This window comes from Gemmiger sp. An50 (assembly GCF_002161595.1).
In the GTDB taxonomy this organism is placed as follows: Bacteria; Bacillota; Clostridia; order Oscillospirales; family Ruminococcaceae; genus Allofournierella.
Window position 1 is genome coordinate 75274 of record NZ_NFID01000008.1, and the last position, 22739, is coordinate 98012.

Annotated in this window: 18 protein-coding genes; 5 read left to right on the forward strand and 13 right to left on the reverse strand. The window is 62.6% G+C overall.

The genetic code is table 11. From position 1 onward, the window contains the following. Window positions 1-51: 51 nt before the first annotated feature. From B5G03_RS08760 to B5G03_RS08795, 8 genes are all read right to left on the reverse strand, one after another. Entirely contained in the window at window positions 52-1203 is a 1152-nt protein-coding gene (locus B5G03_RS08760; protein ID WP_087181341.1) for a pyridoxal phosphate-dependent aminotransferase, read from the reverse strand. A gap of 111 nt (window positions 1204-1314) precedes the next feature. Next, the gene (gene ptsP, locus B5G03_RS08765) at window positions 1315-3024 is read right to left on the reverse strand and encodes a phosphoenolpyruvate--protein phosphotransferase (protein WP_087181342.1); all 1710 of its coding nucleotides are present in this window, start codon (window positions 3022-3024) and stop codon (window positions 1315-1317) included. Between the two features lie 93 nt (window positions 3025-3117). Beyond that, window positions 3118-3381: an HPr family phosphocarrier protein gene (locus B5G03_RS08770; protein WP_087181343.1), complete on the reverse strand. Its 264-nt coding sequence runs from the start codon at window positions 3379-3381 to the stop codon at window positions 3118-3120. Between the two features lie 86 nt (window positions 3382-3467). Then, window positions 3468-5459 (reverse strand): PTS fructose transporter subunit IIABC, encoded by a 1992-nt coding sequence (locus B5G03_RS08775; RefSeq protein ID WP_087181344.1) that lies wholly within the window; start codon window positions 5457-5459, stop codon window positions 3468-3470. 84 nt (window positions 5460-5543) lie between these two features. After that, window positions 5544-6446, reverse strand: a complete 903-nt coding sequence (gene pfkB, locus B5G03_RS08780; protein WP_087181345.1) for a 1-phosphofructokinase — start codon at window positions 6444-6446, stop codon at window positions 5544-5546. Continuing rightward, on the reverse strand, window positions 6443-7198 hold the full coding sequence (locus B5G03_RS08785) for a DeoR/GlpR family DNA-binding transcription regulator (protein WP_087181346.1): 756 nt from the start codon (window positions 7196-7198) through the stop codon (window positions 6443-6445). The genes pfkB and B5G03_RS08785 overlap by 4 nt, the downstream gene beginning before the upstream one ends. Window positions 7199-7406: 208 nt before the next feature. Further along, the gene (gene ptsP / locus B5G03_RS08790) at window positions 7407-9035 is read right to left on the reverse strand and encodes a phosphoenolpyruvate--protein phosphotransferase (RefSeq protein WP_087181347.1); all 1629 of its coding nucleotides are present in this window, start codon (window positions 9033-9035) and stop codon (window positions 7407-7409) included. Beyond that, on the reverse strand, window positions 9032-10195 hold the full coding sequence (locus tag B5G03_RS08795) for a patatin-like phospholipase family protein (protein ID WP_206423615.1): 1164 nt from the start codon (window positions 10193-10195) through the stop codon (window positions 9032-9034). Before B5G03_RS08795 ends, ptsP (B5G03_RS08790) begins: the two co-directional genes overlap by 4 nt. Window positions 10196-10534: 339 nt before the next feature. Between B5G03_RS08795 and B5G03_RS08800 the strand changes: the two genes are divergently transcribed. Beyond that, window positions 10535-12637: a sodium-translocating pyrophosphatase gene (locus tag B5G03_RS08800; protein ID WP_087181349.1), complete on the forward strand. Its 2103-nt coding sequence runs from the start codon at window positions 10535-10537 to the stop codon at window positions 12635-12637. Between the two features lie 146 nt (window positions 12638-12783). Here the strand turns inward: B5G03_RS08800 and cysK are convergent, their stop codons facing one another. Then, on the reverse strand, window positions 12784-13722 hold the full coding sequence (cysK, locus tag B5G03_RS08805) for a cysteine synthase A (protein ID WP_087181350.1): 939 nt from the start codon (window positions 13720-13722) through the stop codon (window positions 12784-12786). Between the two features lie 316 nt (window positions 13723-14038). Between cysK and B5G03_RS08810 the strand changes: the two genes are divergently transcribed. After that, on the forward strand, window positions 14039-14740 hold the full coding sequence (locus B5G03_RS08810) for an ATP-binding protein (protein WP_087181351.1): 702 nt from the start codon (window positions 14039-14041) through the stop codon (window positions 14738-14740). Window positions 14741-14793: 53 nt separating this feature from the next. On the opposite strand, the gene B5G03_RS08815 is transcribed toward B5G03_RS08810, so the two are convergent. Genes B5G03_RS08815 through B5G03_RS08825 form a run of 3 tightly spaced genes read right to left on the reverse strand, consistent with a single transcriptional unit; the run spans window position 14794 to window position 16796 of the window. After that, window positions 14794-15027 carry a DUF1653 domain-containing protein gene (locus B5G03_RS08815; RefSeq protein WP_087181352.1) on the reverse strand — a complete coding sequence of 78 codons (234 nt, stop codon included), beginning with the start codon at window positions 15025-15027 and terminating at the stop codon, window positions 14794-14796. 5 nt (window positions 15028-15032) lie between these two features. Next, complete coding sequence (locus B5G03_RS08820; RefSeq protein ID WP_087181353.1) at window positions 15033-15944, reverse strand: GNAT family N-acetyltransferase; 912 nt, start codon at window positions 15942-15944, stop codon at window positions 15033-15035. Between the two features lie 27 nt (window positions 15945-15971). Next, on the reverse strand, window positions 15972-16796 hold the full coding sequence (locus tag B5G03_RS08825) for an MYG1 family protein (RefSeq protein ID WP_087181403.1): 825 nt from the start codon (window positions 16794-16796) through the stop codon (window positions 15972-15974). Window positions 16797-16971: 175 nt separating this feature from the next. Between B5G03_RS08825 and B5G03_RS08830 the strand changes: the two genes are divergently transcribed. From B5G03_RS08830 to B5G03_RS08840, 3 genes are all read left to right on the forward strand, one after another. Then, window positions 16972-19122 (forward strand): N-acetylmuramoyl-L-alanine amidase, encoded by a 2151-nt coding sequence (locus B5G03_RS08830; RefSeq protein ID WP_087181354.1) that lies wholly within the window; start codon window positions 16972-16974, stop codon window positions 19120-19122. A gap of 141 nt (window positions 19123-19263) precedes the next feature. Further along, window positions 19264-19740, forward strand: coding sequence for a sigma-70 family RNA polymerase sigma factor (locus B5G03_RS08835; protein ID WP_087181355.1), 477 nt, complete (start codon window positions 19264-19266; stop codon window positions 19738-19740). After that, window positions 19737-20771, forward strand: a complete 1035-nt coding sequence (locus B5G03_RS08840) for a DUF4179 domain-containing protein (protein ID WP_087181356.1) — start codon at window positions 19737-19739, stop codon at window positions 20769-20771. Before B5G03_RS08835 ends, B5G03_RS08840 begins: the two co-directional genes overlap by 4 nt. 75 nt (window positions 20772-20846) lie before the next feature. Here B5G03_RS08840 and B5G03_RS08845 read toward each other — a convergent pair whose 3' ends face one another. Beyond that, window positions 20847-22697: a peptide ABC transporter substrate-binding protein gene (locus B5G03_RS08845; RefSeq protein WP_087181357.1), complete on the reverse strand. Its 1851-nt coding sequence runs from the start codon at window positions 22695-22697 to the stop codon at window positions 20847-20849. Window positions 22698-22739 lie beyond the last annotated feature (42 nt).

Consider the following 22739-nt stretch of genomic DNA (forward strand, 5'->3'; position numbering starts at 1 on the left):
AATGCAGAACCGGCCGGCCCCGATCATGGGGCCGGCCGGTTCTGCGTTATTTTATTGCTTTTCTTTTGTGAGCTTGTTCAAAAAGGCCTCCAGACGGTCCAGGCCCTCCTCCAGCTGGTCCTGCGCGCAGCAGTAGGAAAGGCGAACATAGCCCTCGGCGCCGAAGCAGCTGCCCGGCACCAGGGCAAGCCCGCCCTCCTGAATGAGCCGGGTGCAGAACTCCTCGCTGCTCATGCCCAACTGCCGGATGCAGGGGAAGATGTAGAACGCTCCCTCCGGCTTGTTCACCGGCAGGCCCATTTTGCACAGGCGCTGGTACACATAATCCCGCCGCTGCCGGTAGCTCTGGCGCATGGCGCTCACGTCGCTTTCCAGCGCAGTGATGCAGGCGTTCTGAGAGAAGCTGGTCACGCTGACCACGCTGTACTGGTGCACCTTTTGCAGCTGCTGCTTCACCGGCGCGTCCGCCGCCAGCCAGCCCAGCCGCCAGCCGGTCATGGCATAGGGCTTGGAAAAGCTCTCCACCACGATGATGTTCTCCCGCAGGTCCGGGTAGAGGGCCGCAAAGCGGCCGAAGGAATCGGTGTAGCATAGCTGCCAGTACACATCGTCGCAGATCACATAGATGCCGGTGCGGCGGACAAGCTCCGCCACCGCGTCCAGGCTTTCCTTTGTGTAGACACAGCCGGTGGGGTTATTGGGGCTGGTGAGGATGATGGCCTTGGTGCGCTTGCTCACGGCGGCGTTCAGCGCATCCTCGCTGAGCTGGAAGCCATAGGGTTCGGTATCCACCGGATTGTACACGCCCCGGCACAGTCCGATCAGGGATTCATACAGGCCAAAAGCGGGGATGGGCACCAGCACCTCATCGCCCACATCCACCACACCGGACAACGCACACAGCAGCGCCTCGGTGGCCCCGCAGGTGACCACAAATTCCTCCGGCGCATAGTGCAAGCCCTGCTTTTCACTGAAGGCGGAAAGCGCTTCCAGCAGCTCAGCGCGGCCGTTGTTGGGCGGGTAGTGGGTATCGCTCTGCTCCAGCGCCTGCTGCGCAGCCTGCCGGATGGGCAGGGGAGTGTCGAACTCCGGCTCGCCCAGAGTCAGCTTCACGCAGCCGGGGGTCTGGGCGGCAAGGGCAGTGAACCGGCGGATGCCGGAAAGGGTGAGGCCGGTCACGGCCGGATTCATGGGCAGACGCATGGGTAAACTTCTCCTTCAAACGATTCGCTTTTGTATGTTACCAGTATAGCACAACAGGGCGTTCACAGCAAAAAAATGCAGGTCTTCTCAGACCTGCATTTTTTGTACAAATTACTTCTTGATCATGGAAGCCAGATAGCCCTGGATGCCCTTCACGCTGGAAAGGTTCATGGCCTCGGCCTGCACGTCGTCCGCCTCCTGCTGGCTCCACAGGCTGATGGTGCGGCGGGTGGCCAGCACGGCGCTGGCGCTCACGCTGAACTCATCCAGACCCCAGCTGAGCAGCAGGGGAATCAGGGCGGGATCGGCGGCAGCCTCGCCGCACATGCCCACCGGGATGCCCGCGGCCTTGGCGGCCTTGATCACGTTGGCGATGCTGCGCAGCACAGCGGGATGGAAGTGGGTGTACAGAGACGCCACATCCGGGTTGCCCCGGTCCACCGCCAGGGTGTACTGGGTCAGGTCGTTGGTGCCGATGCTGAAGAAGGCGGCCTCCTGGGCCAGCAGATCGGCGATCTGGCTGGCGGCGGGGGTCTCGATCATCACGCCCACCTGGGCGTTGGCGTCAAAGGGCAGACCCTCGGCGGCCAGCTCCTTCTTGGCCTTTTCCAGCATGGCCTTGGCGGCGCGGATCTCCTCCAGGCCGGTGACCAGAGGCAGCATGATCTTGATGTTCTTGTGGTCCGCACCGGCGCGCAGCAGGGCGCGCAGCTGGATCATGTAGGTCTCGGGGTTGTCCAGGCAGTAGCGGATGGCCCGGTGACCCAGGAAGGGGTTCTCCTCCTTCTTCATGTGCAGGTAGTCGATCTCCTTATCGCCGCCCACATCCAGGGTGCGGATGATGACCTCCTTGCCTGCGAACAGCGCCGCCACCTGACGGTAGGCGTTCATCTGCTCCTCTTCGGTGGGCAGGCTGTCCCGGTCCATGAACAAAAACTCGGTGCGGAACAGGCCGATGCCCTCGGCGCCCTTCTCCAAAGCGGCTTGGGCGTCCTCCGGCTTGCCGATGTTGGCATACAGGCCCACGGCGCGGCCGTCCGCGTTCACGGTGGGCTTGCCCAGATAGGCCTTCAGCATCTGGCGCTGATGCTCAAACTCAGCGCGGCGGGCCTCGTAGTCCTTCAGGGTCCGCTCGTCCGGGTTCACGTACACATGGCCGAACTCGCCGTCCATGGCAATGGAATCGCCGTTCTGGATGGCGTCAGCTGCGCCGGGCACGCCCAGCACAGCGGGGATCTCCAGCGCGCGGGCCAGAATGGCGGAATGGCTGGTGCGGCCGCCGATCTCGGTGATGATGCCCACCACATTCTCCCGGCTGATGCCAACGGTCATACTGGGGGTGAAGTCCTTGGCCACGATCACGGTGCCGGCGGGGGCATGAGCCAGGTCCACATCCGGCAGGCCCAGCAGCTGCTTGAGCAGGCGGGCGCGTAGGTCACCGATGTCGGTGGCGCGCTGGCGCATCAGCTCGTCCTCCATACCGCTGAACATGGCGATGAAGGTCTGGCACACGGTATCCACCGCAGCCTCGGCCACGTTGCCCGCGGCTATCTGCTCCTCCATCTGGCCCATCATGAACGGGTCGTTCAGCATCATGATCTGGCCGGACAGGATCTCGGCGGCATGCTCGCCCACCTTTTCCGTCATCTCGGCCGCCATGGCGCTCAGCCGCTGGCTCACAGCGGAGGCGGCCTCCTTCAGGCGCTCGGTCTCCTGCTGCTGACCCGCGAACTGCACCGCGGAATAATCCAAATTCTGCTCTTTTACCACCAGCGCATGGCCAATGCCCACACCGGCGGACGCTCCTGTACCCTTTAACATGGTCTTTGTGCCCCTCTCGTCGGCTTATTTATCAGGCGCGCCCCGGCCCATCAGGTGGACCGGGGCGCCGCGTGTTGTCTGCTCGTTTGCTGCTTACTCGCCCAGACCGCTTTCGATCAGGCCCACAGCCTTGTCCAGGGCGGCCTGCTCGTCGTCGCCGGTGCAGCGAACTTCCAGCTCGCTGCCGCACTTGATGCAGGCGGCCATCAGGTTCATGATGCTCTTGGCGTTGATCTCCTTATCCTTGAACACCAGCACCACGTCGCTGTTGAACTTCATCATTTCCTGAGCGAACATACCGGCGGGACGCATGTGCATGCCCATGGGGTTTACGATCTTGGTCATCTTGCTTACCATAACAGTTTTCTCCTTTTATTCGTTTTATAAGTGTTTGTGAAGCGCCCGCGCACCGCGCGGGCGGCATTTGGTACAACGGTTTGTGATTACTGCTCCTTGTTCTTCTTCAGAACACCCAGCAGCAGCATGCCCACCAGGCTGCCGACCACCAGGCTGATCACGTAGCCCAGCACATTGGTGACCACGGGGAACACGAAGATACCACCGTGAGGAGCCATCAGACTGCAGCCGAAGAACATGCTCAGCGCACCGGCCACGGCACTGCCGACCACGCAGCTGGGGATCACGCGCAGGGGATCGGAGGCGGCGAAGGGAATCGCACCCTCGGTGATGAAGCACAGACCCATGATGTAGTTTACCACGCCGGACTTGCGCTCATCCTGAGTGAACTTCTTCTTGAAGAAGGTGGTGCACAGAGCGATGGCCAGCGGGGGAACCATACCGCCCACCATAACGGCGGCCATCATCTGGTACTCGATGGCGCCCTGAGCAGCGCCCGCGGCAGCGGCGGTGGCAATGGCGCCGGTGCCGGTCACATAAGCAGCCTTGTTGAAGGGGCCGCCCATATCAATGCTCATCATACCGGCCAGAACAGCGCCCAGCAGGATCTTGCTGGTGCCGCCCAGGCTGTTCAGGAAGGCGATCAGACCGCTGTTGATGGCGCCCATGATGGGGTTCACCAGGCACATGAACAGGCCCATGAACAGCACGCCGATCACGGGGTACAGCAGGATGGGCTTAATGCCTTCCAGGCTGTCCGGCAGCTTATCGCATACCTTGCGCAGGCCCAGCATGAAGTAGCCGCCCACAAAACCGGCCAGCAGAGCGCCCAGGAAACCGGCGGGAACCGCAGTGGCGCTGGGGTCCAGGATGGTGGCGAAGCTGGTGCCCACGGCTGCCAGGCTGCCGCCCACAAAGCCCACAGCCAGACCCGGACGGTCGGCGATGCTCATGGCGATGTAGCCCGCCAGGATGGGCAGCATGAAGTTGAAGGCCACGCCGCCAACGGTCTTGAAGAAGGCCGCCACGGGGGTGTTCATACCAAAGTTCGCGGGGTTGATGGAGTAATCGTCCAGCAGGAAGGCCAGGGCGATCAGGATGCCGCCGCCGATCACGAAGGGCAGCATGTGGGAAACGCCGTTCATCAGGTGCTTGTACAGCTGACGGCCGACGCTCTCGTTCTTGGCGGTATCGGTGGTCTCCACCGCGCCGGAGTAGTGGTAGATGGGAACCTGCTTCTCCGCGATCTTGCAGATCAGCTCCTCAGGATGATGAATGCCCTCGCTCACGGGAACGAACAGCACACGCTTGCCGTCAAAACGGGCGGTGTCCACGTTCTTGTCGGCAGCCACGATGATGCCGTCGGCCGCGGCGATCTCCTCAGCGGTCAGCACGTTCTTGGCGCCGCCGGAGCCGTTGGTCTCGGCCTTCAGGGGAATCTCCATGGCCTTGCCGGCCTTCTCCAGGGCCTCGGCAGCCATGTAGGTGTGGGCAATGCCGGTGGGGCAGGCGGTGACCGCCAGCACACGGTAGCCCTCAGCCTTCTTTTCCTCAACAGGCTCAGCGGGAGCGGCCGCGTCGTCGTTCACGGTCTCCACCTTGGGCAGCTTGGTGTCGCCGTACTTGACGCTCTCGGCGTCGTCAATGGCCTTCATGAACTCCTCCACAGTGGAAGCGGCCCGCAGCTTGGCGGTGAAGTCGCTGTCCATCAGCAGAACCATCAGGCGGCTGAGGATCTCCAGGTGCAGGTTGCCGTCCATGGGAGCGGCGATCATGAAGAACAGGTCGCTGGGCTTTTTGTCCATGGCGCCGTAGTCCACGCCGTCGTCCAGGGTCATGGCCGCCAGGCCGGGGCGCTTGACCGCCTCGCTCTTGGCATGGGGCACCGCAATGCCCGCCTCAATGGCGGTGCTGCTCTGGGCCTCGCGGGCCAGAATGGCCTTCTTGTAGGCCTCCACATCCGCCAGATTGTCGCCGGCCACATGCAGGCCGATCAGTTTATCGATAGCCGCGTCTTTGTTGGCTGCACTGGTATGCAGCTCCACGCTTTCCGGTCTGAGCAAATCCGTAATACGCATGATACTCGATTCCTTTCTCTCATTCTTGTTCAGGGGGTTACGATCTATTTGCAGGCGTGCGGTTTTGGGTTCCGCGATGCACGCTTATGCCTGGTTCAAAAGAGCCTCGATCTCGAAGCGGGTGGCCAGCACATCCGAGAAGGCGGTGGCGCTGCCCGCGGCGCTGCCCACACGCAGCGCGTGGGCGTAGTCGCCGGTGTCCAGATAACCGGCCAGGAAACCGGCCACCATGGAGTCGCCCGCGCCCACCGAGTTCTTTACCTTGCCCTTGTAGGCGGCAAGGCGGTGGCAGCCGCCGTTTTCGTCCAGCAGCATCGCGCCGTCACCGGCCATACTGACCAGCACGTTGCGCGCGCCCTGCTGCTGCAGCTTTTCGGCGCACTCCCGAATCTCCTCGTCGGTGGTGAGGACCCGACCGAAGATCTCGCCCAGCTCGTGATTGTTGGGCTTGATCAGGAAGGGCTTGTACTTGAGCACATTCACCAGCAGGTCCCGGGTGGCGTCCACCGCGCAGAGCACCTTTTTGCCCTCCAGGCGGGCCAGGATGCTCTCGTACACATCGCTGGGCATGCTGGCGGGGATGCTGCCAGCCAGCACCAGCACGTCTCCCTCGCCCAGGGCGTCCAGCTTGCGGAACAGCTCCTCCAGCGCCTCGGCGCTGATGTCGGGACCCTTGCCGTTGATCTCGGTCTCCTCACCGGCCTTCAGCTTCACGTTGATGCGGGTGAGACCGGCGGGCAGGTGGATGAAGTCGGTAGCAACGCCCTTGGCGGCCAGACCATCCTCAATGGCCTTGCCGGTGAACCCGGCAACAAAGCCCAGCGCCACGTTCTCGTGGCCCAGCTCCCGCAGCACCCAGGACACGTTGATGCCCTTGCCGCCCAGCTGCACATTCTCGCTGGCGGTGCGGTTTACCTGGCCCAGGGCCAGCGCGTCCATACGCACCACGTAGTCCAGCGCGGGATTGAATGTAACGGTGTATATCATAACCCTTCTACCTCCTTGATCACTGCATGCTTGCGATAGTTCTTGTCCGGCAGATGGTCGGTGACGATGCAGGCCTGATCGATGGGCGCCACCGTGACCGCCGACACCCGCCCGAACTTGGACGAATCCGCCAGAACATATTTGATATAGGCCTGGCGCAGCGCCATCGACTTGACCTGGGCTTCCTCCACATCCGGGGTAGTGTAGCCCTGGCCCACGGTGATGCCGTTGATGCCGATAAAGGCCTTGGTAAAGTTGTAATGACTCAGCGCCTGCACGGCTCCCGCGCCCACAATGGCTTCGGTGCCGGTCTTGAGCATGCCGCCCAGGATGTAGGCCTTGAAACCCTTGTTCACCAGCCGCTGGGCATGCAGGATGCCGTTGGTCACGATCAGCAGCCCGTCGCTGGGCTCCATGTATTCCAGCATCCGAAGGGTGGTGCTGCCTGCGTCCAGGAAGATCACGTCATCCGGCTGAATCTGCGCCGCCGCATAGCGGGCGATCTGATCCTTCTGGGTCTGGTTGAGCTGCTCCTTGGCGCTCATGGTGGGCTCGTCGCTCTCAAAGGTGGCGTCCACCGCGGTGGCGCCGCCGTGCACCTTATTCAGCTTGCCCTGCTCGGCCAGGATCATCAGGTCCCGCCGCACCGTGGATTCCGAGGTGTCCAGCCGCTGAGCCAGCTCTGTGACGGTGGCCGCCCGGCGCTTTGCCAGCACGTCCAGAATCACCGCAAACCGTTTTTCCGCCAGCATTCCGCCGCCCCCTTTGACGTTTTCTCTTGTTCTGGTTTCACTATAGCACAGACTTTTGGCGAATTCAAGCATTTTCTATCAAAAATAATCAAATTTCTTCATTTTCTTTGCGAGTATCTGCTCATTTTCGAGCAAATCTGCGCAAACGCGCAAAAAAGCCCCCCTGCACCGCGCATTGCGGGGCAGGGGGGCGCTCTAATGATTTCATTTAACGCTGGAAGCGGGGCGGCTCATTCAGGTCCAGCTCCAGCAGATGAGCTTTGATCTGCATCAGGCTGCGGGCTTCCATGCACAGGCCGCGCACACCCTGGCGGATGAACCGCTCGGCGGTGTCCGGGTCGGTGGCGCTCACGCCGCAGATGGTCACCGGCAGCTCCTGGCTCCAGGCGGCAGCCACCACCATGTCGATCAGGCGGCCCACCGCATGGGGCCAGCCGGTAAAGTAGCCGGACATCCGGCTGTCCCGCCGGTCGGCCGCGTAGGTGTACTGAATCAGATCGTTGGTGCCCACATGCACAAAGGAGCAGCGGTCCGCCAGGATCTCGTCGGCCAGCAGCGCGGCGCTGGGCACCTCGACCATGGCGCCGATGGGCACCTTTTCATTGAAGGGCACGCCCTCCCGGCGCAGCTGGCTCTTGGCCACCTCCACCAGCTCCAGAGCCTCTTTCCAGTCCGCCGGGCTGGTGATCATGGGGAACATGATGCGCAGATCGCCCTTGAGTGCGGTGCGCAGAAGCGCGCGCATCTGGGTGACGAACAGCTCGGGATGGCTCAGCTGGAGCCGCACCCCTCGCATCCCCAGCGGAGAGTAGTTGCCCGTGTCCTCCAGGTCCGCCACCCGCTTGTCCGCTCCGATGTCGAAGGTGCAGATGGTCACCGGACGGCCGGCGGTGGCCTCCAGGCAGGTCATATAATAATAGTATTGTTCATCCTCTCCGGGAATGATGTCGCCGGTGATAACGAACTCGCTGCGCAGCAGGCCCACGCCGTCCGCGCCCGCGTCCATGGCAGCCCGGATGTCGGTGGGGCTGGAGCAGTTGGCCAGCAGGGTCACCGCAGTGCCGTCCTTGGTCACGCAGGGCTGGTCCTTCAGGAAGGCCATGCGCTTTTTCAGCATGCCCTCGCCCACGATCCGCCGCTGGGCGTGGCGCACCGCGTCCGCGTCCGGCTTTACGATCATATCGCCGTTGTAGGCGTCCAGAATCGCGGCCTGGCCCTCGCTGTAATCCAGCATCTCGCTGCCCAGCTGCACCACGGCGGGAATGTCCATGGTGCGGGCCATGATGGCCGCGTGGCTCTGGATGCTTCCGCCGCCGGTGGCAAAGCCCAGGATCTTGGCCCGGTCGATGCTGATGATGTCGCTGGGGAAGATGCGCTCGCCCACCAGGATGCAGGGCACCTCCAGCTCGGGGGCCTTGCGGGGCTCGCCGTCCAGAATGTTCACCACCCGCCGGCAGACGTCCAGCACGTCCACCGAACGCTGGCTCATGTATTCATCGTCCAGGTTTTCCAGGGTGGCGGCATAGTGCCTGCCCACCCACTCCATGGCCGCGGCCGCGCCGTCGCCGTCGGCAATGCGCTGGGCCACCTGGGCCAGCAGGCCCGCATCCTCCAGCATCATCCGCTGGAACATGAGGATGGCCTGCTGGGTACCGTCGGTCTTTTCCTCCAGAACGTGCAGCTCCTCCTTGGCCAGGATCACAGCCGCGTCGAACAAAGCCTGCTCACGCACCGGAAGACCGACTACACGCACCAGGCCCGCGGTGCCGTGATGCAGCCGGTGAACCGGCCCCATGACCAGTCCTTTGGATGCACTGATGCCTGTGAATCTTCTCATGGAACCTCACCTCCCTGGGATCTGCGCAGGCTCGCCGCCACCAGCGCCTGCAAAAATTCTCCGGGTGCGGCGGCCGCCTGAGCGGACTCCCGGATGCAAATACCCGCACCCTCTTCAAACAAAAGCGCGAACCGCAGGCAGACCTGAGGGTCCACCTGCTGTAAAAACTCGTCAAACAGCTCCCGTGCGGTGTAGACCGGCTCCGGCGCTACCCCGGCCAGCTCGCAGGCCCGCTCCAGCGGGGCCAGTGCCCGGGCGGCGGCAGTGGCGGCCAGCTTTTCCAGCCCGCCCAGTGCCGCCTGTTCCGTAAAGGTAAGCGAGGGGTTTGCTCCCATGACCCGGCGCAGCAGCTCGGCATAGGGCCGGACAAAGCCCTCGGTGAGCGCCCGCTCCTGCCCGGCCTGGATGCTGTAGCTGGTGCCCAGGATGCGGCCGAAGGCCCGGTAGGTATCGTTGTAGCCCAGGGCGATGTTCCGCTGCGCCTGACGGGGGTCGAAGGTCAAAATCGCACCCAGCTCCCAGCGGCTTCGGATCAGGATCACCGGGATATCCTCCGGCAGCCGGCGGGTCACACCGATGCCGTCCACATCCACAGCCACCACTTCCTCCGCGCCCATGCGGCGGGCAAGGCCCACCGGCATATTGTCGGCATAGCCGCCGTCGATGAACTCCTTGCCCTCGATGGCCCGGGGCCGGAAGGCAGGGAAGCAGGCGGCGGAGGCCAGCAGGTAATCCTTCATCTGCCCCTGTGGGATCTCCTGTGCGGTAAGCTCCAGCGGGCGCAGGGTGCGCTTGTTCACGGTGACCAGACCGAACTCGATGGGGGAGGAACGCAGGGCTTCCTCGTCCAGCACCCGGTCCACGATCTCCTCCAGCGGGGCCACGTCCAGCCCGCCGCAGCGCACCGTCTCCTGCCAGAAGTTCAGCATGCCCTGGTTCGGGTCCGGCGGGTCGGCGATCACCTGGCGGGTGTCAATGGTCAGCCACATATCCCGGGCGGTGGTCCACTGGCCGGTGGCAAACATGGCGCCGTTCAGACAGCCCACCGAGGTGCCGGTGATCACATCCGGCCGCCAGGCAAGCTCGGTCAGCGCCTGATAGACCCCAACCTGGTAGCTGCCCCGGGCGCCGCCGCCCGCCAGTACAAGCCCTCGCTTCATGCTGTCCCGCCCTTTCCTGCTTTTTCGCTTTATCAAATTGTAGCAAAAAACTTTTGGAAGATGCAACCATTTTTTCAAGAAAAATCGGCTGAATCGCCTAATCATCCATTGTGTTTAGTCTATTATAATCCTTTCGTTTGATAAAGGAAATACGTTTTCAACTATTTTTACAAAATATTCTACATACCCAAAAATATTTTGTGCATCATTCTTGTTTTTCTGGGTGTTTCGTTCTATAATGAAGGCAACGGCGAAATTTGGATTCCTTTTCCAGGAATCGGTTCCGCCCCGTTTATCCCGGCTTGCCGGGCCATTCGAACAAGGAGGGATCATTCGATCATGAGCGCGATGTATTTTGTTGCAGCAGGCTCTGTGCTTGCCCTGCTGTTCGCGGCGACAATGTTCGCCCGGGTCAAAAAAGAGCCTCAGGGCTCGCCCCAGATGGCCAAGATCTCGGCCGCGGTGAGCAACGGCGCCACCGCTTACTTAAAGCGCCAGTACAAGGGCGTGGCCATCTTCTTCGCTGTGGTCTTCGTGATCCTTCTGGTCATGGCATTCCTGGGCTTTTTGAGCTTCTTCACTCCCTTTGCTTTTCTGACCGGCGGCTTCTTCAGCGGCCTGTCCGGCTTTATCGGCATGCGTACCGCCACCATGGCCAACTGCCGCACCGCCAACGCTGCTTCCAATAGCCTGAACAAAGGCCTGCGGGTGGCCTTCAGCGCCGGTTCGGTCATGGGCTTCACGGTGGTGGGCCTGGGCCTGCTGGATCTGAGCATCTGGTACTTTTTCCTGCATTTCTGGTACACCGCCATTGACCCGGTGGCCAGCCAGGAGATCCTGATCCAGAACATCACCTCCAACATGCTCACCTTCGGCATGGGCGCTTCCTCCATGGCGCTGTTCGCCCGTGTGGGCGGCGGCATCTTCACCAAGGCGGCGGACGTTGGCGCCGACCTGGTGGGCAAGGTGGAGGCGGGTATCCCCGAGGATGACCCCCGCAACCCCGCTGTGATCGCCGACAACGTGGGCGACAACGTGGGCGACGTGGCCGGCATGGGCGCCGACCTGTATGAATCCTATGTGGGCTCCATCGTTTCCACCAGCGCGCTGGCCGTGGCCACGGGCTTCGGCATGCAGGGCGTGGGCGTTCCTATGCTGCTGGCCGCGCTGGGCGTGCTGTGCTCCATCCTGGGCACCTTCTTCGTAAAGACCAAGGAGGGCGCCAGCCAGAAAAACTTGCTGGCGGCCCTGCGCACCGGCACCTACATCAGCAGCGTGCTGATCGCCATCTGCGCCTGGTTCGCCATCCACTGGCTGCTGCCCGCCGAGCATGCCACCGGCGTGTTCATCGCGGTGATCAGCGGCCTGGCCGCCGGTGTGATCATCGGCGCGCTCACCGAGTATTACACCTCGGACAGCTACTCTCCCACCAGAAAGCTCTCGGCCTCCAGTGAGACCGGCAGCGCAACCGTTATCATCAGCGGCCTGTCTCTGGGCATGCTCTCCACCGTAGCTCCCGTTGTGATCGTGGGTGTTTCGGTTCTGCTGAGCTACTTCTGCAGCGGCGGCGCTGAAAACTTCAACATGGGCCTGTACGGCGTGGGTGTTTCCGCCGTGGGCATGCTGAGCACCCTGGGCATCACCCTGGCCACCGACGCCTACGGCCCCATTGCGGACAACGCGGGCGGCATCGCCGAGATGACCCACATGCCCGCACAGGTGCGCCAGCGCACCGACGCGCTGGACAGCCTGGGCAACACCACCGCCGCCACCGGCAAGGGCTTCGCCATCGGTTCCGCGGCGCTGACCGCCCTGGCCCTGATCGCTTCTTACATTGACAAGGTTCATCAGATCGATCCGGACATCGTGCTGGATCTGTCCATCACCAACCCCACCACCCTGATCGGCCTGTTCATCGGCGGTATGCTGCCCTTCCTGTTCGCGGCCCTTTCCATGGATGCAGTGGGCAAGGCGGCTCAGAGCATCGTGGTGGAGGTCCGCCGCCAGTTCAAGGAGATCAAGGGCCTGATGGAAGGCAAGGCCGAACCGGACTATGCCTCCTGCGTGGATATGTGCACCCGCAGCGCCCAGAAGCTGATGCTGGCTCCCGCTCTGATCGCGGTGATCGTGCCCGTTGTGGTGGGTCTGATCCTAGGCGTGGAAGGCGTGGCCGGCCTGCTGGCTGGTACCACCGTGACCGGCTTTGTGCTGGCCGTAATGATGGCCAACTCCGGCGGCGCATGGGACAACGCCAAGAAGTACATCGAGAGCGGCGCTCATGGCGGCAAGGGCAGCGACTGCCACAAGGCCGCCGTGGTGGGCGACACCGTGGGCGATCCCTTCAAGGACACCAGCGGCCCCTCCATCAACATCCTGATCAAGCTCACCAGCATGGTCTCCATCGTGTTCGCCGGTCTGGTGGTCGCGGTACACCTGCTGTAAGCTTACTTCTCCCATTTTCTTCTCTTTCTTAGCCGTAAGGCCTGCCAAAAGACCTCCTGGCCGTTTGTGTACGGCGGGCCATTTGGACCAAAAAGGGGAGAGCGTTTTCAACGCTCTCCCCTTTTTGTTGTGGAAAATCTGTATCTTTATTCCTGCGCCGCAAACAGTCCGGTGGACAGATACCGGTCGCCGGTGTCCGGCAGAAGGGTCACGATGGTCTTGCCCGCGTTTTCCGACAGTCGGGCCAGGCGAATGGCACCCGCCAGCGCCGCGCCGGAGGAAATGCCTGCCAGCACACCCTCAGCCCGGCCAAGCGCACGGCTGGCCTCAAAGGCCTGCTCGGTGGTCACGGTGAGCACCTCGTCGTAGGCCTGCTGGTTCAGTGCGGCAGGCACAAAGCCCGCGCCAATGCCCTGAAGCTTGTGGGGGCCAGCCTTTCCTCCGGACAGCACCGGCGAATCCGCAGGCTCCACGGCGGCCACATGGATGGCCGGGTTCTGCTCCTTCAGATAACGGCTTACGCCGGTAATGGTGCCGCCGGTGCCCACGCCTGCCACAAACAGGTCGATCTGGCCGTCGGTATCCTGCCAGATCTCAGGGCCAGTGGTGCGGTAGTGTGCATCCGGGTTGGCCGGGTTCTCAAACTGGCCGGGAATAAAGCTGCCGGGAGTCTCGCTGGCCAGCTCCTTTGCCTTTTCAATGGCGCCGGTCATGCCCTTTGCGCCGGGGGTGAGCACCAGCTCGGCCCCGTAGGCCATCATCAGCTGCCGCCGCTCCACGGACATGGTGTCCGGCATGACGATGATCACCCGGTAGCCCCGGGCCGCTGCCACAGAAGCAAGGCCAATGCCGGTGTTGCCGCTGGTGGGCTCGATGATAGTACCGCCCGGGCCGATCAGGCCCTTGGCCTCGGCGTCATCCAGCATGGCCTTGGCCACCCGGTCCTTCACCGAACCGGCGGGATTAAAGGATTCCAGCTTTGCCAGCAGCACGGCATCAAGGCCCAGCTGCTGTTCCAGGCGGGTGAGGCGAAGCAGGGGAGTGCGGCCGATCAGCTGGTCTGCCGCAGTATAGATCTTGGACATGGTTCATTCTCCTTTTTGTTGTTTGGTCCATTTTACTGCATCCGGTATGGGCTTTGACCGCCCCGCCCGGTCAACATCGCGCCAGGCCCCCGGCTGCTATGCAAACACACAATCGCTTCATTGCACACGCCGCCTTTCTGTGAAAAATGAGGATATGGGTATGATACACTATATTCCCTATTCAGTCAATAGGATATTGCATCTTTTCCCGTTTTGTTGGTTTTCAAACATACAACAAAACGTCAACCGGGTATACTGAATCCATAAGCTGTTTGAGAAACCGCCCCGCCGGGGCATACAAGGAGGATACACTGCTATGATCCGCAGAATCATTAAAATCGACGAAGCCGCCTGCAACGGCTGCGGCGCCTGTGCCGCGGCCTGCCACGAGGGAGCCATCGGCATGGTAGACGGCAAGGCCCGCCTGCTGCGGGACGACTACTGCGACGGCCTGGGCGACTGCCTGCCCGCCTGCCCCACCGGGGCCATCTCCTTTGAGGAGCGGGAGGCCGCTGCCTACGACGAGGCCGCCGTGCTGGCCAATAAAGCAAAAGCGGGCGCGCCCGCTCACACCGGCTGCCCTGGCAGCCGCAGCCGGGTATTGAATGCCCAGCCTGCCGCCGCTGTGCCCGGTCAGGAGCCCGCCAGCTGCCTGCGTCAGTGGCCGGTACAGATCAAGTTGGCCCCGGTAAACGCCCCCTATTTTGAGGGCGCGGACCTGCTCATTGCAGCCGACTGCACCGCCTACGCCTATGCCGGGCTGCACAGCCGGTTCATGGTCGGACGGGTGACCCTGATCGGCTGCCCCAAGCTGGACATGGTGGATTATTCCGAAAAGCTGGGGGCGATTCTGGCCGCCAACAACCTGCGTAGCCTGACCGTGGTGCGCATGGAGGTACCCTGCTGCGGCGGGATGGAGCACGCGGTGCAGCGGGCGATAGCCGCCAGCGGCAAGGCGCTGGACGTAAAGGTGGTCGTGATCAGCACCGACGGCCGAATCCTGAAAGAGACTGTTTGACAAAAAGCGCAAAAGCCGTTTTGGCTTTTGCGCTTTTTTCTTGCGGGCAGGGCTCAGTCTCCGACCCGCTCAAAGCGCCAGGTCTGGTCCGCGTCCGGGTATTTTTCCCGGTCCACCGGGCCTGCAAACATTTCATAGGGGCGCACCCACAGGCCGCCCTCGCCATACAAGGGCCGGTACACCACCAGCCGCTCCTCGGTCTCGCTGTGACGGGCAACACCCACCACCTGATAAAAGTTTCCTTTGAAGTGCCGGTAACGCCCCGGCGTGATCTGACGTTCTTCCATCCGGTTCACTGCTCCTTTTCCTCTGCGGGCTGCTCCAGTCCGGCCATCTCCCGCCAGCCGGCGCCCCGCCGGGCCTGGGCGGCCAGGGCCGCCAGCTCCCCGGGCAGCGGCGCACGGGGTTCTGCTTCGGGCGGATCGGTACGGCCGGGGGCCAGGTCCATGAGCCAGTAGCTCACACCCTGCCAGCCGTTTTTCAGCCCGCAGCGGGCCTGCCGCCCCTCGCATACAAAGCCAAACCGCTCATGAAAGGCTTCGCTGGCCGGATTGGGGTCCGCCAGCACCGCATAGGCGTTCCAGTAGCCCTGGCGGCACAGCGCAGCCAGCAGAGCATGATACAACATGCTACCCACACCCAGCCGCCGGGCCTCGGGGGCAAGATAGATGGTGGTCTCGGTGTCCCAGGCGTAGGCCCCGGTGCCGTAGCGCCAGGGATGGGCGCAGGCATAGCCCAGGGGCTGGCCCAGGGCGTTCTCCGCCAGAAAGAAGGGAAGGCGGCGGCACAGGGTGCGCATCTCCCGCCGGTAATCCTCCAGCTTGGGCGGCTGGTACAAAAAGGACGCGGTGGAGTGCAGCACATAGTGGCTGTAGATGCCCAGCACGGCCTCAGCGTCCGCCGGACGGGCAGGGCGCAGCAGTACAAAGCGGGCCGGGTCGAACCCGGCAGCCAGCGCTTCCTTTTCCTCTTTGGTGTACTTTTTCAGCGCCGCCTCCCGGCGCAGCGCGGCGCTTTTATCCTCCAGCAGCTCGGCATAGGCCAGCGTCTCGCCGCCAAAGCCCCGGGTGTATTTTGCGCCCTTGCCGCCCGCATGGGTCCGCATCCGGCGCAGCAGGTCGTTGGTCCAGCCGGTATACAGCGCCCCGTTGGCGCAGCGCATCATATACACATAGGCGGGCGCGGCGATATTGCGTTCTTCCATGGCTGTTTCATTCCTTATGTTGCAATGTTACTTTTTGCCGCCCCGCAGCACAAAATAGCAGGCGGCGATGGCATCCTCTTTGGTTTCGGCGGTGATCAGAAACCGGCTGGCGTGGCAGAAACGCAGGGTGGCGATGCCTGAGGACTTGCGCAGATGCTCCTCCGGCTGACCCGCCCAGCCCATGGGGAAGGGCTTCTTGGGCCGTTTGGTCATCCGGTCGTTCACACACTGGGCCGACCAGCCGCCCCGCTGGCTGGGGTAGACCACAAACAGCGCGTCGCTGCGGTAGAGGGCGTTTTTCCAGGGAGCGTAGCAGGGCAGGATCACGATGCCGTCCCGGCTTTCCTCATAGGCCTTTTGCACCAGCGCGTCCGCCCGGTTCACCGCCCGGGCCGCCTCGATGTTGTTCTCCAGAATCACCTGGGCAAAATCCACCGCCCGGGCAAAGCAGGCATCCGGGTCCTGGGGCTGGTCCCACAGGGGATTGAAGCCGCCGATGGCATCCGCCAGCAGGCAGCTCTCGCCGGTGTTATCGTTCAGATCCAGCGGCTGCACAAAGTTCTCGTCCAGCAGGCGGGCCTGGTTTTCCCCCACCAGCTGCGCGCCGAACTCCTTCCACAGCAGTCCGAAGGCCGCATAGGGAATCCCGTTGGGACGCTCGGCCCGGTCCGCCGCGTGGTGGTCGAAGGGACCATTGCCGATGTCGTACACGATGCCGTCAAAATTCTCCGGCACCGAAAAACCGCGGGTCACGGTGAAGTCCGGCCGCAGGATGCGCAGCAGCGCGGTACTGAACACATCGTCTGCATGGAACTTGCCGCCGTGGGTAAATCCGTTTTTGGGTACTTGCATGCTCATGGAATCCATCCTCATACTTTTTATTGTTATACCCTTTCAGTATACCACATCCCCGCAAGACCCGGCGCAAAAATTGGCAGACGCTTTTCCTGTGCAGCCCCTCGCAAACGTGTTATAATGAGGGCAAAGCCCCGCCGGGCGGGGCAGCCAAGAGAGGGGGACCCATCCTATGCCCGTAAAAACCAAACGCCCCTTTGCATTGGGGATGATCCTGCTGGCCATCGCCGCGCTGGCGGCGCTGATCGTTGCCATCGTTCTGCTGATCCGGGGTGTTTCCAGCCTGGCCATGCCCCACATGACGGCCCCGGAGCAGATCCGGGCGGTGCTTCTGGACGACGCCTGGGCCGGATATTTTGACGAAAGCCACACCCGTGAGGAGCAGGAAGCCTTTTTGACCAGCACGCTGGATGAGGCCGCCGCCCAGGGGGCCAATACCGTGCTGGTGGCCGGGTCCGTGCCCGGCGGCGGCGTGCTGGCCCGAAAGCTGGAAAGCGCCGAGACCGCCCCTGGAGTAAGCGAATCCGACAAGTTCCTGTCCTCCTTCGACCCCATCCGGCTCTTGATGCAGCAGGCCTCCAAACGGGATATGCTGGTGGCCCTTTATCAGCCGGAGGGCGTCTCGATGAAGGACTGGATGACCGAGACCGCCGACCGCTATGGTCTGACCTTCTATACCCTGAGCGGCGAAGGCGTCGATGCCCGCTACACCGCCGGGGAACAGCTGGAGCTGGTCCTGGCTCAGAAAAGCCCTGCGCTGGCCGCCGCTGTGTGCCAGCTGCAGCCGGGCACCGGTGTGGTGCTGGGCAGCCTTTCCGGCCTGGTAAACGGCGAAGAGAGCGCGATTTCGACGCTGCAATATCTTTCCGGCGACGGCCTGCCCGACATTGCCCAGCAGCCGTTCAGCCAGACGCTGGCCATCGTCTCCCCGGACCCGGCCAGCAAGGTCTACACCGACACCATCTTTCTGATGGGCACCTCCGACCCCAGCCAGCCCCTGACCGTAAACGGCCAGGAGGTGGAACGCTACGGCTCCTATGGCATGTGGGGGCTGGAGGTAAGCCTTGCGGAAGGGGATAACGTCTTCACCGCCCAGCAGGGAGACACCACTGCTCCCATCACGCTGACCAAGCCCGCGCCCAGCACCGGGTCCGGCAGCTCCGGCGGCGGTCAGATCGTTTCCGACGGGTCTGTGGCAGCCCAGCCGGGCCAGCTGCTGCGGGTGACCTCCACCCTGGCCAGCGCCCTTTCCGATTATCAGGACACCAGCACCATTGCCATGACTGCCTATGAGGGCGCCGTGGCCCAGGTCGTGGACAGCGTCTCCTTTGTGAACGGCAGCAAGCGCACCTATGCCTACCAGCTGCCGGACGGCAACTACATAAAAGCGGCAGACTGTGAGCTTTTGGAGGTGGGCACAGCCCAGGCGGCCTTCACCGGGCTTTCCGCCAGCGAAGAAAACGGCATCGAATATCTGACCTTTGCGGGCAGCGGCACGCCCTATTACAGCCACAACTGGGAGGGCAACGAGTTCACCCTGCATTTTTATTCCGCGTCCTTCTCCGGCGAATTTCCCCAGAGCTTCGGCTTCGTGGGCACCAGCGTGACCGTGGAGCCGGAGGAAAACGGATTTGCGCTGCACATCACCTTCCAGGACAGCGACCCGCTGTGGGGCTATTTTGTGGATTACACACCGGAGGGCGGCACTCGAATCGCCCTGAAGCATCAGCCCGCCATCCGCACCGTTTCCACTGCAAGCCTTCCGCTGGACGGCGTAACGGTTCTGCTGGACCCGGGCCACGGCGGGGATGACATGGGCGCGCCCGGTTCCCCGGTGGAGGATTTCCCCCAGGAGAGCGAACTGAACCTTTCCGCTGCGCTGGCCGCCAAATACCGGCTGGAGCAGCTGGGCGCTACCGTGACCATGACTCGGGACACCGATGTGTTCTACACCCTGGCCGAGCGGATGGAAATGCTCAACAGCCAGAAGCCGGACTTCTTCATCGCCATCCATCACAACAGCGCCGCGCTGAACTCCGATCTGAACCAGGTGGGCGGCACCGAGGCCTATTGGTTCTACACAGAGGGCAAGCCCCTGGCTACCGCCCTTTCGGCAAACGTAAGTTTGACCACCGAGCGAAACGACCGGGGACCCAAATACTCGGCCTTTTATGTGACCCGCTCCAACATCTGCCCCGCGGTACTGCTGGAGCTGGGCTTTGTGAGCAACCCGGCGGAGTACGAAAGCTGCGCCACGCTGCAGGGCCTTTGGGCCGAGGGCGGCGCCATTGCCCAGGCAGTGCTGGACAGCATGCCCGATTGAATGTTTTAAAAAATGCCCACTGGAAATCCAGTGGGCATTTTTTTATTTTGCTGCTGAAAGATACGTCCCCCCTCAGTCGTATTCCCGGTGAAAGCGCTTTTCCACACCACAGCAAAGGAAGTGAGCGATACGAATACTCCCATGGACCGCCGCCAGGCAGAGCGGCTGGTGAACACCTATTCCGACCTGATCCTGCGGCTGAGCTATACCTATCTGAAAAGCACCGCCGATGCCCAGGATATCTGCCAGACTGTTTTTCTCAAGCTGCTCACCAATCCCCGGCGCTTTGAAAGCCCGGAGCACGAAAAGGCCTGGATCATCCGCACCGCTGCCAACGCCTGCAAGGACCTTTTGAAGAGCCATTGGCGGCGCACCACCGTAGCCATGGACGAGGCCTTCCCGGTGCCCGCGCCGCCGGTGGAGGAGAGGAGCCTTTTGGCCGCCGTGCAGCTGCTGCCGCTCAAGTACCAGGCGGTGATCTATCTGTATTATTACGAGGGCTACGCCGCCAAGGAGATCGCCCGGCTGCTGGGCGAGAACCCGGCCACCATCTCCACCCGGCTGAACCGGGGCCGGGCACGGCTGCGCACCCTGCTGGAACAGGAGGAATTGGCATGAAGACCTATCGGGAATCCATGAACGAGCTGCAGTTTTCCCCGCAGCAAAAACAGGAAATGATCGACCGCCTGACGGCTCAATCCGCCCGGCCGCCCAGAGGGCGCGCCATCCCGCTGCGGCGGGTCTGCGCCCTGGGCGCAGCCGCTGTTCTCACTGGTGCCCTCTGCCTGGGAGCCGCGGCCAGCGGCGTACTGAAGCCCGCCGCCCAGGCCTTCGGAGTGGTGTTCGGCACTGCGCCTGCCCAGACTGAGATCATCGACCAAATTGGCCGCCCACTGGATGCCCGCGCCACCGTGGACGGGGTCACGGTTCAGGCCGATGCCATCATCGGCGACACCTACAGCTACGCCATTGTCTATTCCATCTACCGGGAGGACGGCCAGCCCATCACCGCGGACCCGGACCCCAACCGGGACGGGACACTGGCCCTTCGCTTCGGCGACTGGAACACCGATGTGGGCCATATGGGCGGCATGCACGGCACCGCCTGGTTTTTTGACGAGGACCCGGCCGACAACGCGGTTCAGTTCGTGCAGCTGCTCACCGCCGACGCGCCCCTGAAGCCGAGCACCGCCACCGTACACCTGACCGACCTGAAGCAGGGAATCGGCGAGGACGCGACACTCCTGGCCGAGGGCAGCTGGGAGCTTCGCTTCGATTTTGCCTGTGAGGACAGCTCCCTGGAACTGCCGGGCGGCCAGAGCTTCACCGTGAACGGGGAGGCTGCAACGCTGAACAGCGTATTCGTCTCGCCGCTGTCGCTGCGGATCGACTACACGGTGGACACACCGGTGCCGCAGCGGAAAAATGGTTCCTCCGGTATGGCAGACGGCGCCTCCACCCCGCAGCCGGTCTTCCTTACCCTCACCGACGGCAGCCGCATTGACCTGACCGGCTTTGGCGGCGGCGTCCGGCCGGAGGGAGACACCACCCGCTGTGAACTCAGCGGCGTATTTGACCAGATCCTCCCGCTGGATACCATCGAGAGCATCACCATTGGAGAAGCAACCATTCCGGTGAACGGCCGGTAATTTGATACAGACCCGATACACAAAAAAGGACCTGCCCGTTTGGGCAGGTCCTTTTGATTTGCTTTTTTGCCTTGATCAGGCGGCAGTGGAAGCGCTCTCAGCAGCTTCGGAGGAAGCAGCCTCGCTCACAGCGCTCTTAGCGGCCTCAGAGGAGGCAGCCTCAGAAGAAGCAGCCTCGCTGGCAACGCTCTCGGCAGCCTCAGAGGAAGCGGCCTCGGAAGCGGTGCTCTCAGCGGCAGTGCTGGTGGCTACGCTCTCGCTCTCAGCGGCGGTGTCCTCAGAGGGCTCGCCGATGTAGGCATACTGCAGGTACCAGTAGCCGTAGGGGCTGTGCCAAACGCCCTGCAGATCGGTGCTCTGCAGCCAGAAGTCGCTGTTGTGGGCGATGGGAATCATCGCGTACTCGCTCATCAGCAGCTCCTCAGCAGCGTGCAGGTTGGCAAAGCGCTGCTCCTTGTCGGCGATGTTGGTGTTGTTCATCAGCTCGTCGAACTTGGCGTTGGAGTACTTACCGTCGTTGTTGCCGTTATCGGTCATGAACAGCTCCAGGATGTTGGAGGGATCGTTGTAGTCGAATACCCAGCCGTTGCGGGCCATCTCGTAGTCACCGGAGCGGCGCAGCGGGGTGAAGGAAGACCATTCCACGATCTCGATCTCCAGGTTGATGCCCAGAACTTCCTTGTAGCACTGCTGCATGTACTCAGCAACAGCCTTGTTGTAGCCGGAATCGTTGGTGGTGTAGGTGATGGTGGGGAAGCCTTCGCCGCCCGGGTAGCCAGCGGCAGCCAGAGCCTCCTGAGCCTGCTTCTTGGACTCCTCGTAATCGGTGGGGATCCAGTTCTTGCCGGAGTTGTCCATGTAGGAAGTGGTGCCGTCGGCGTCGGTGATGCCGGGGCCGGTCAGCTCGTAAGCAGGCAGGTAGGTGCCCTGCTGCACGGTGTTGGCGATGTAATCGCGTTCCAGAGCCAGGCTCAGAGCCTTGCGCACGTTCACGTCCTGGAACAGCTCGTTCTGCAGGTTCATGCTCATGTAGGAGGTGCCCATGATGGGGTCTACATGGAACTCGGGGGTACCATTCAGGCTGGGAATCTCCTCGGTGGGCACGTCACGCACCAGAGAGGCCTGGCCGGTCTGGAACGCGGTGTAAGCAGCGGTGGAGTCCTCCATCAGCAGGAAGGTGATGGTGTCGGTAACGATCTTGCTGGTATCCCAGCCGCCGTTGTAGTAGGGGTTCTTGGTCAGCACGATCTGCTGGCCCACGGTCCACTCAGTCATGTAGTAGGGGCCGTTGGAGACGTAGGTCTCGGGAGAGGTAGCCCAGGAATCGCCGTTGGCCTCGATGGTCTCCTGCTGCACGGGGCTCAGGGTAGCGAAAGCAGCCAGCTTATCGAAGTAGGTGCAGGGATGAGCCAGGGTCACCACAAAGGTGTTGGCATCGGGAGCGGACACCTGCAGAGCGTCCGGATTGCCGGCCATAGCCTCGTCGTAGCCGGCGATCATGCCAACTACCGTAGCGGAGTAGGGAGCGGCAGTGTTGGGATCGGCCACACGCTTATAGGTATAAACGAAGTCGTTGGCATCCAGATCGGTGCCGTCGGACCACTTCAGACCCTCGCGCAGGTGGAAGGTCCAGGTCAGGCCATCCTCGCTGACCTCATAGCTCTCGGCCTGGCCGGGCTGAATCTCGTTGTTCTCGTCAATGGTCAGCAGACCCTCAAAGGTGGTCAGGATCAGGTTGCCGCCGTCGATGGCGCTGTTCAGGGCGGGGTCCAGAGTCTCGGGGTTGGGGCCCAGCTGAACGGTAACGTTGCTGCTGCCGGTGGCAGTGCCGTCAGCAGCGCCGCTGGTGGCAGTCTTGTTGCCGCCGCAAGCGACCATGCTGAACGCCATAGCAGCGGCCAGCACCAGTGCTAACACTTTTTTCATGTTGCGGTTCCTCCTCTTTACAGATAAGCAAAGTTTCTCTGT

Coding starts and splice junctions, on each gene's coding strand:
- pfkB (WP_087181345.1), bottom strand. CDS start 6,446: ATGATATACACCGTTACATTCAATCCCGCGCTGGACTACGTGGTGCGT.
- B5G03_RS08810 (WP_087181351.1), top strand. CDS start 14,039: ATGATCCGCAGAATCATTAAAATCGACGAAGCCGCCTGCAACGGCTGC.
- B5G03_RS08840 (WP_087181356.1), top strand. CDS start 19,737: ATGAAGACCTATCGGGAATCCATGAACGAGCTGCAGTTTTCCCCGCAG.
- ptsP (WP_087181342.1), bottom strand. CDS start 3,024: ATGTTAAAGGGTACAGGAGCGTCCGCCGGTGTGGGCATTGGCCATGCG.
- ptsP (WP_087181347.1), bottom strand. CDS start 9,035: ATGAGAAGATTCACAGGCATCAGTGCATCCAAAGGACTGGTCATGGGG.
- B5G03_RS08785 (WP_087181346.1), bottom strand. CDS start 7,198: ATGCTGGCGGAAAAACGGTTTGCGGTGATTCTGGACGTGCTGGCAAAG.
- B5G03_RS08820 (WP_087181353.1), bottom strand. CDS start 15,944: ATGGAAGAACGCAATATCGCCGCGCCCGCCTATGTGTATATGATGCGC.
- B5G03_RS08795 (WP_206423615.1), bottom strand. CDS start 10,195: ATGAAGCGAGGGCTTGTACTGGCGGGCGGCGGCGCCCGGGGCAGCTAC.
- B5G03_RS08835 (WP_087181355.1), top strand. CDS start 19,264: ATGGACCGCCGCCAGGCAGAGCGGCTGGTGAACACCTATTCCGACCTG.
- B5G03_RS08815 (WP_087181352.1), bottom strand. CDS start 15,027: ATGGAAGAACGTCAGATCACGCCGGGGCGTTACCGGCACTTCAAAGGA.
- B5G03_RS08845 (WP_087181357.1), bottom strand. CDS start 22,697: ATGAAAAAAGTGTTAGCACTGGTGCTGGCCGCTGCTATGGCGTTCAGC.
- B5G03_RS08830 (WP_087181354.1), top strand. CDS start 16,972: ATGCCCGTAAAAACCAAACGCCCCTTTGCATTGGGGATGATCCTGCTG.
- B5G03_RS08800 (WP_087181349.1), top strand. CDS start 10,535: ATGAGCGCGATGTATTTTGTTGCAGCAGGCTCTGTGCTTGCCCTGCTG.
- B5G03_RS08775 (WP_087181344.1), bottom strand. CDS start 5,459: ATGCGTATTACGGATTTGCTCAGACCGGAAAGCGTGGAGCTGCATACC.
- B5G03_RS08770 (WP_087181343.1), bottom strand. CDS start 3,381: ATGGTAAGCAAGATGACCAAGATCGTAAACCCCATGGGCATGCACATG.
- B5G03_RS08760 (WP_087181341.1), bottom strand. CDS start 1,203: ATGCGTCTGCCCATGAATCCGGCCGTGACCGGCCTCACCCTTTCCGGC.
- B5G03_RS08825 (WP_087181403.1), bottom strand. CDS start 16,796: ATGCAAGTACCCAAAAACGGATTTACCCACGGCGGCAAGTTCCATGCA.
- cysK (WP_087181350.1), bottom strand. CDS start 13,722: ATGTCCAAGATCTATACTGCGGCAGACCAGCTGATCGGCCGCACTCCC.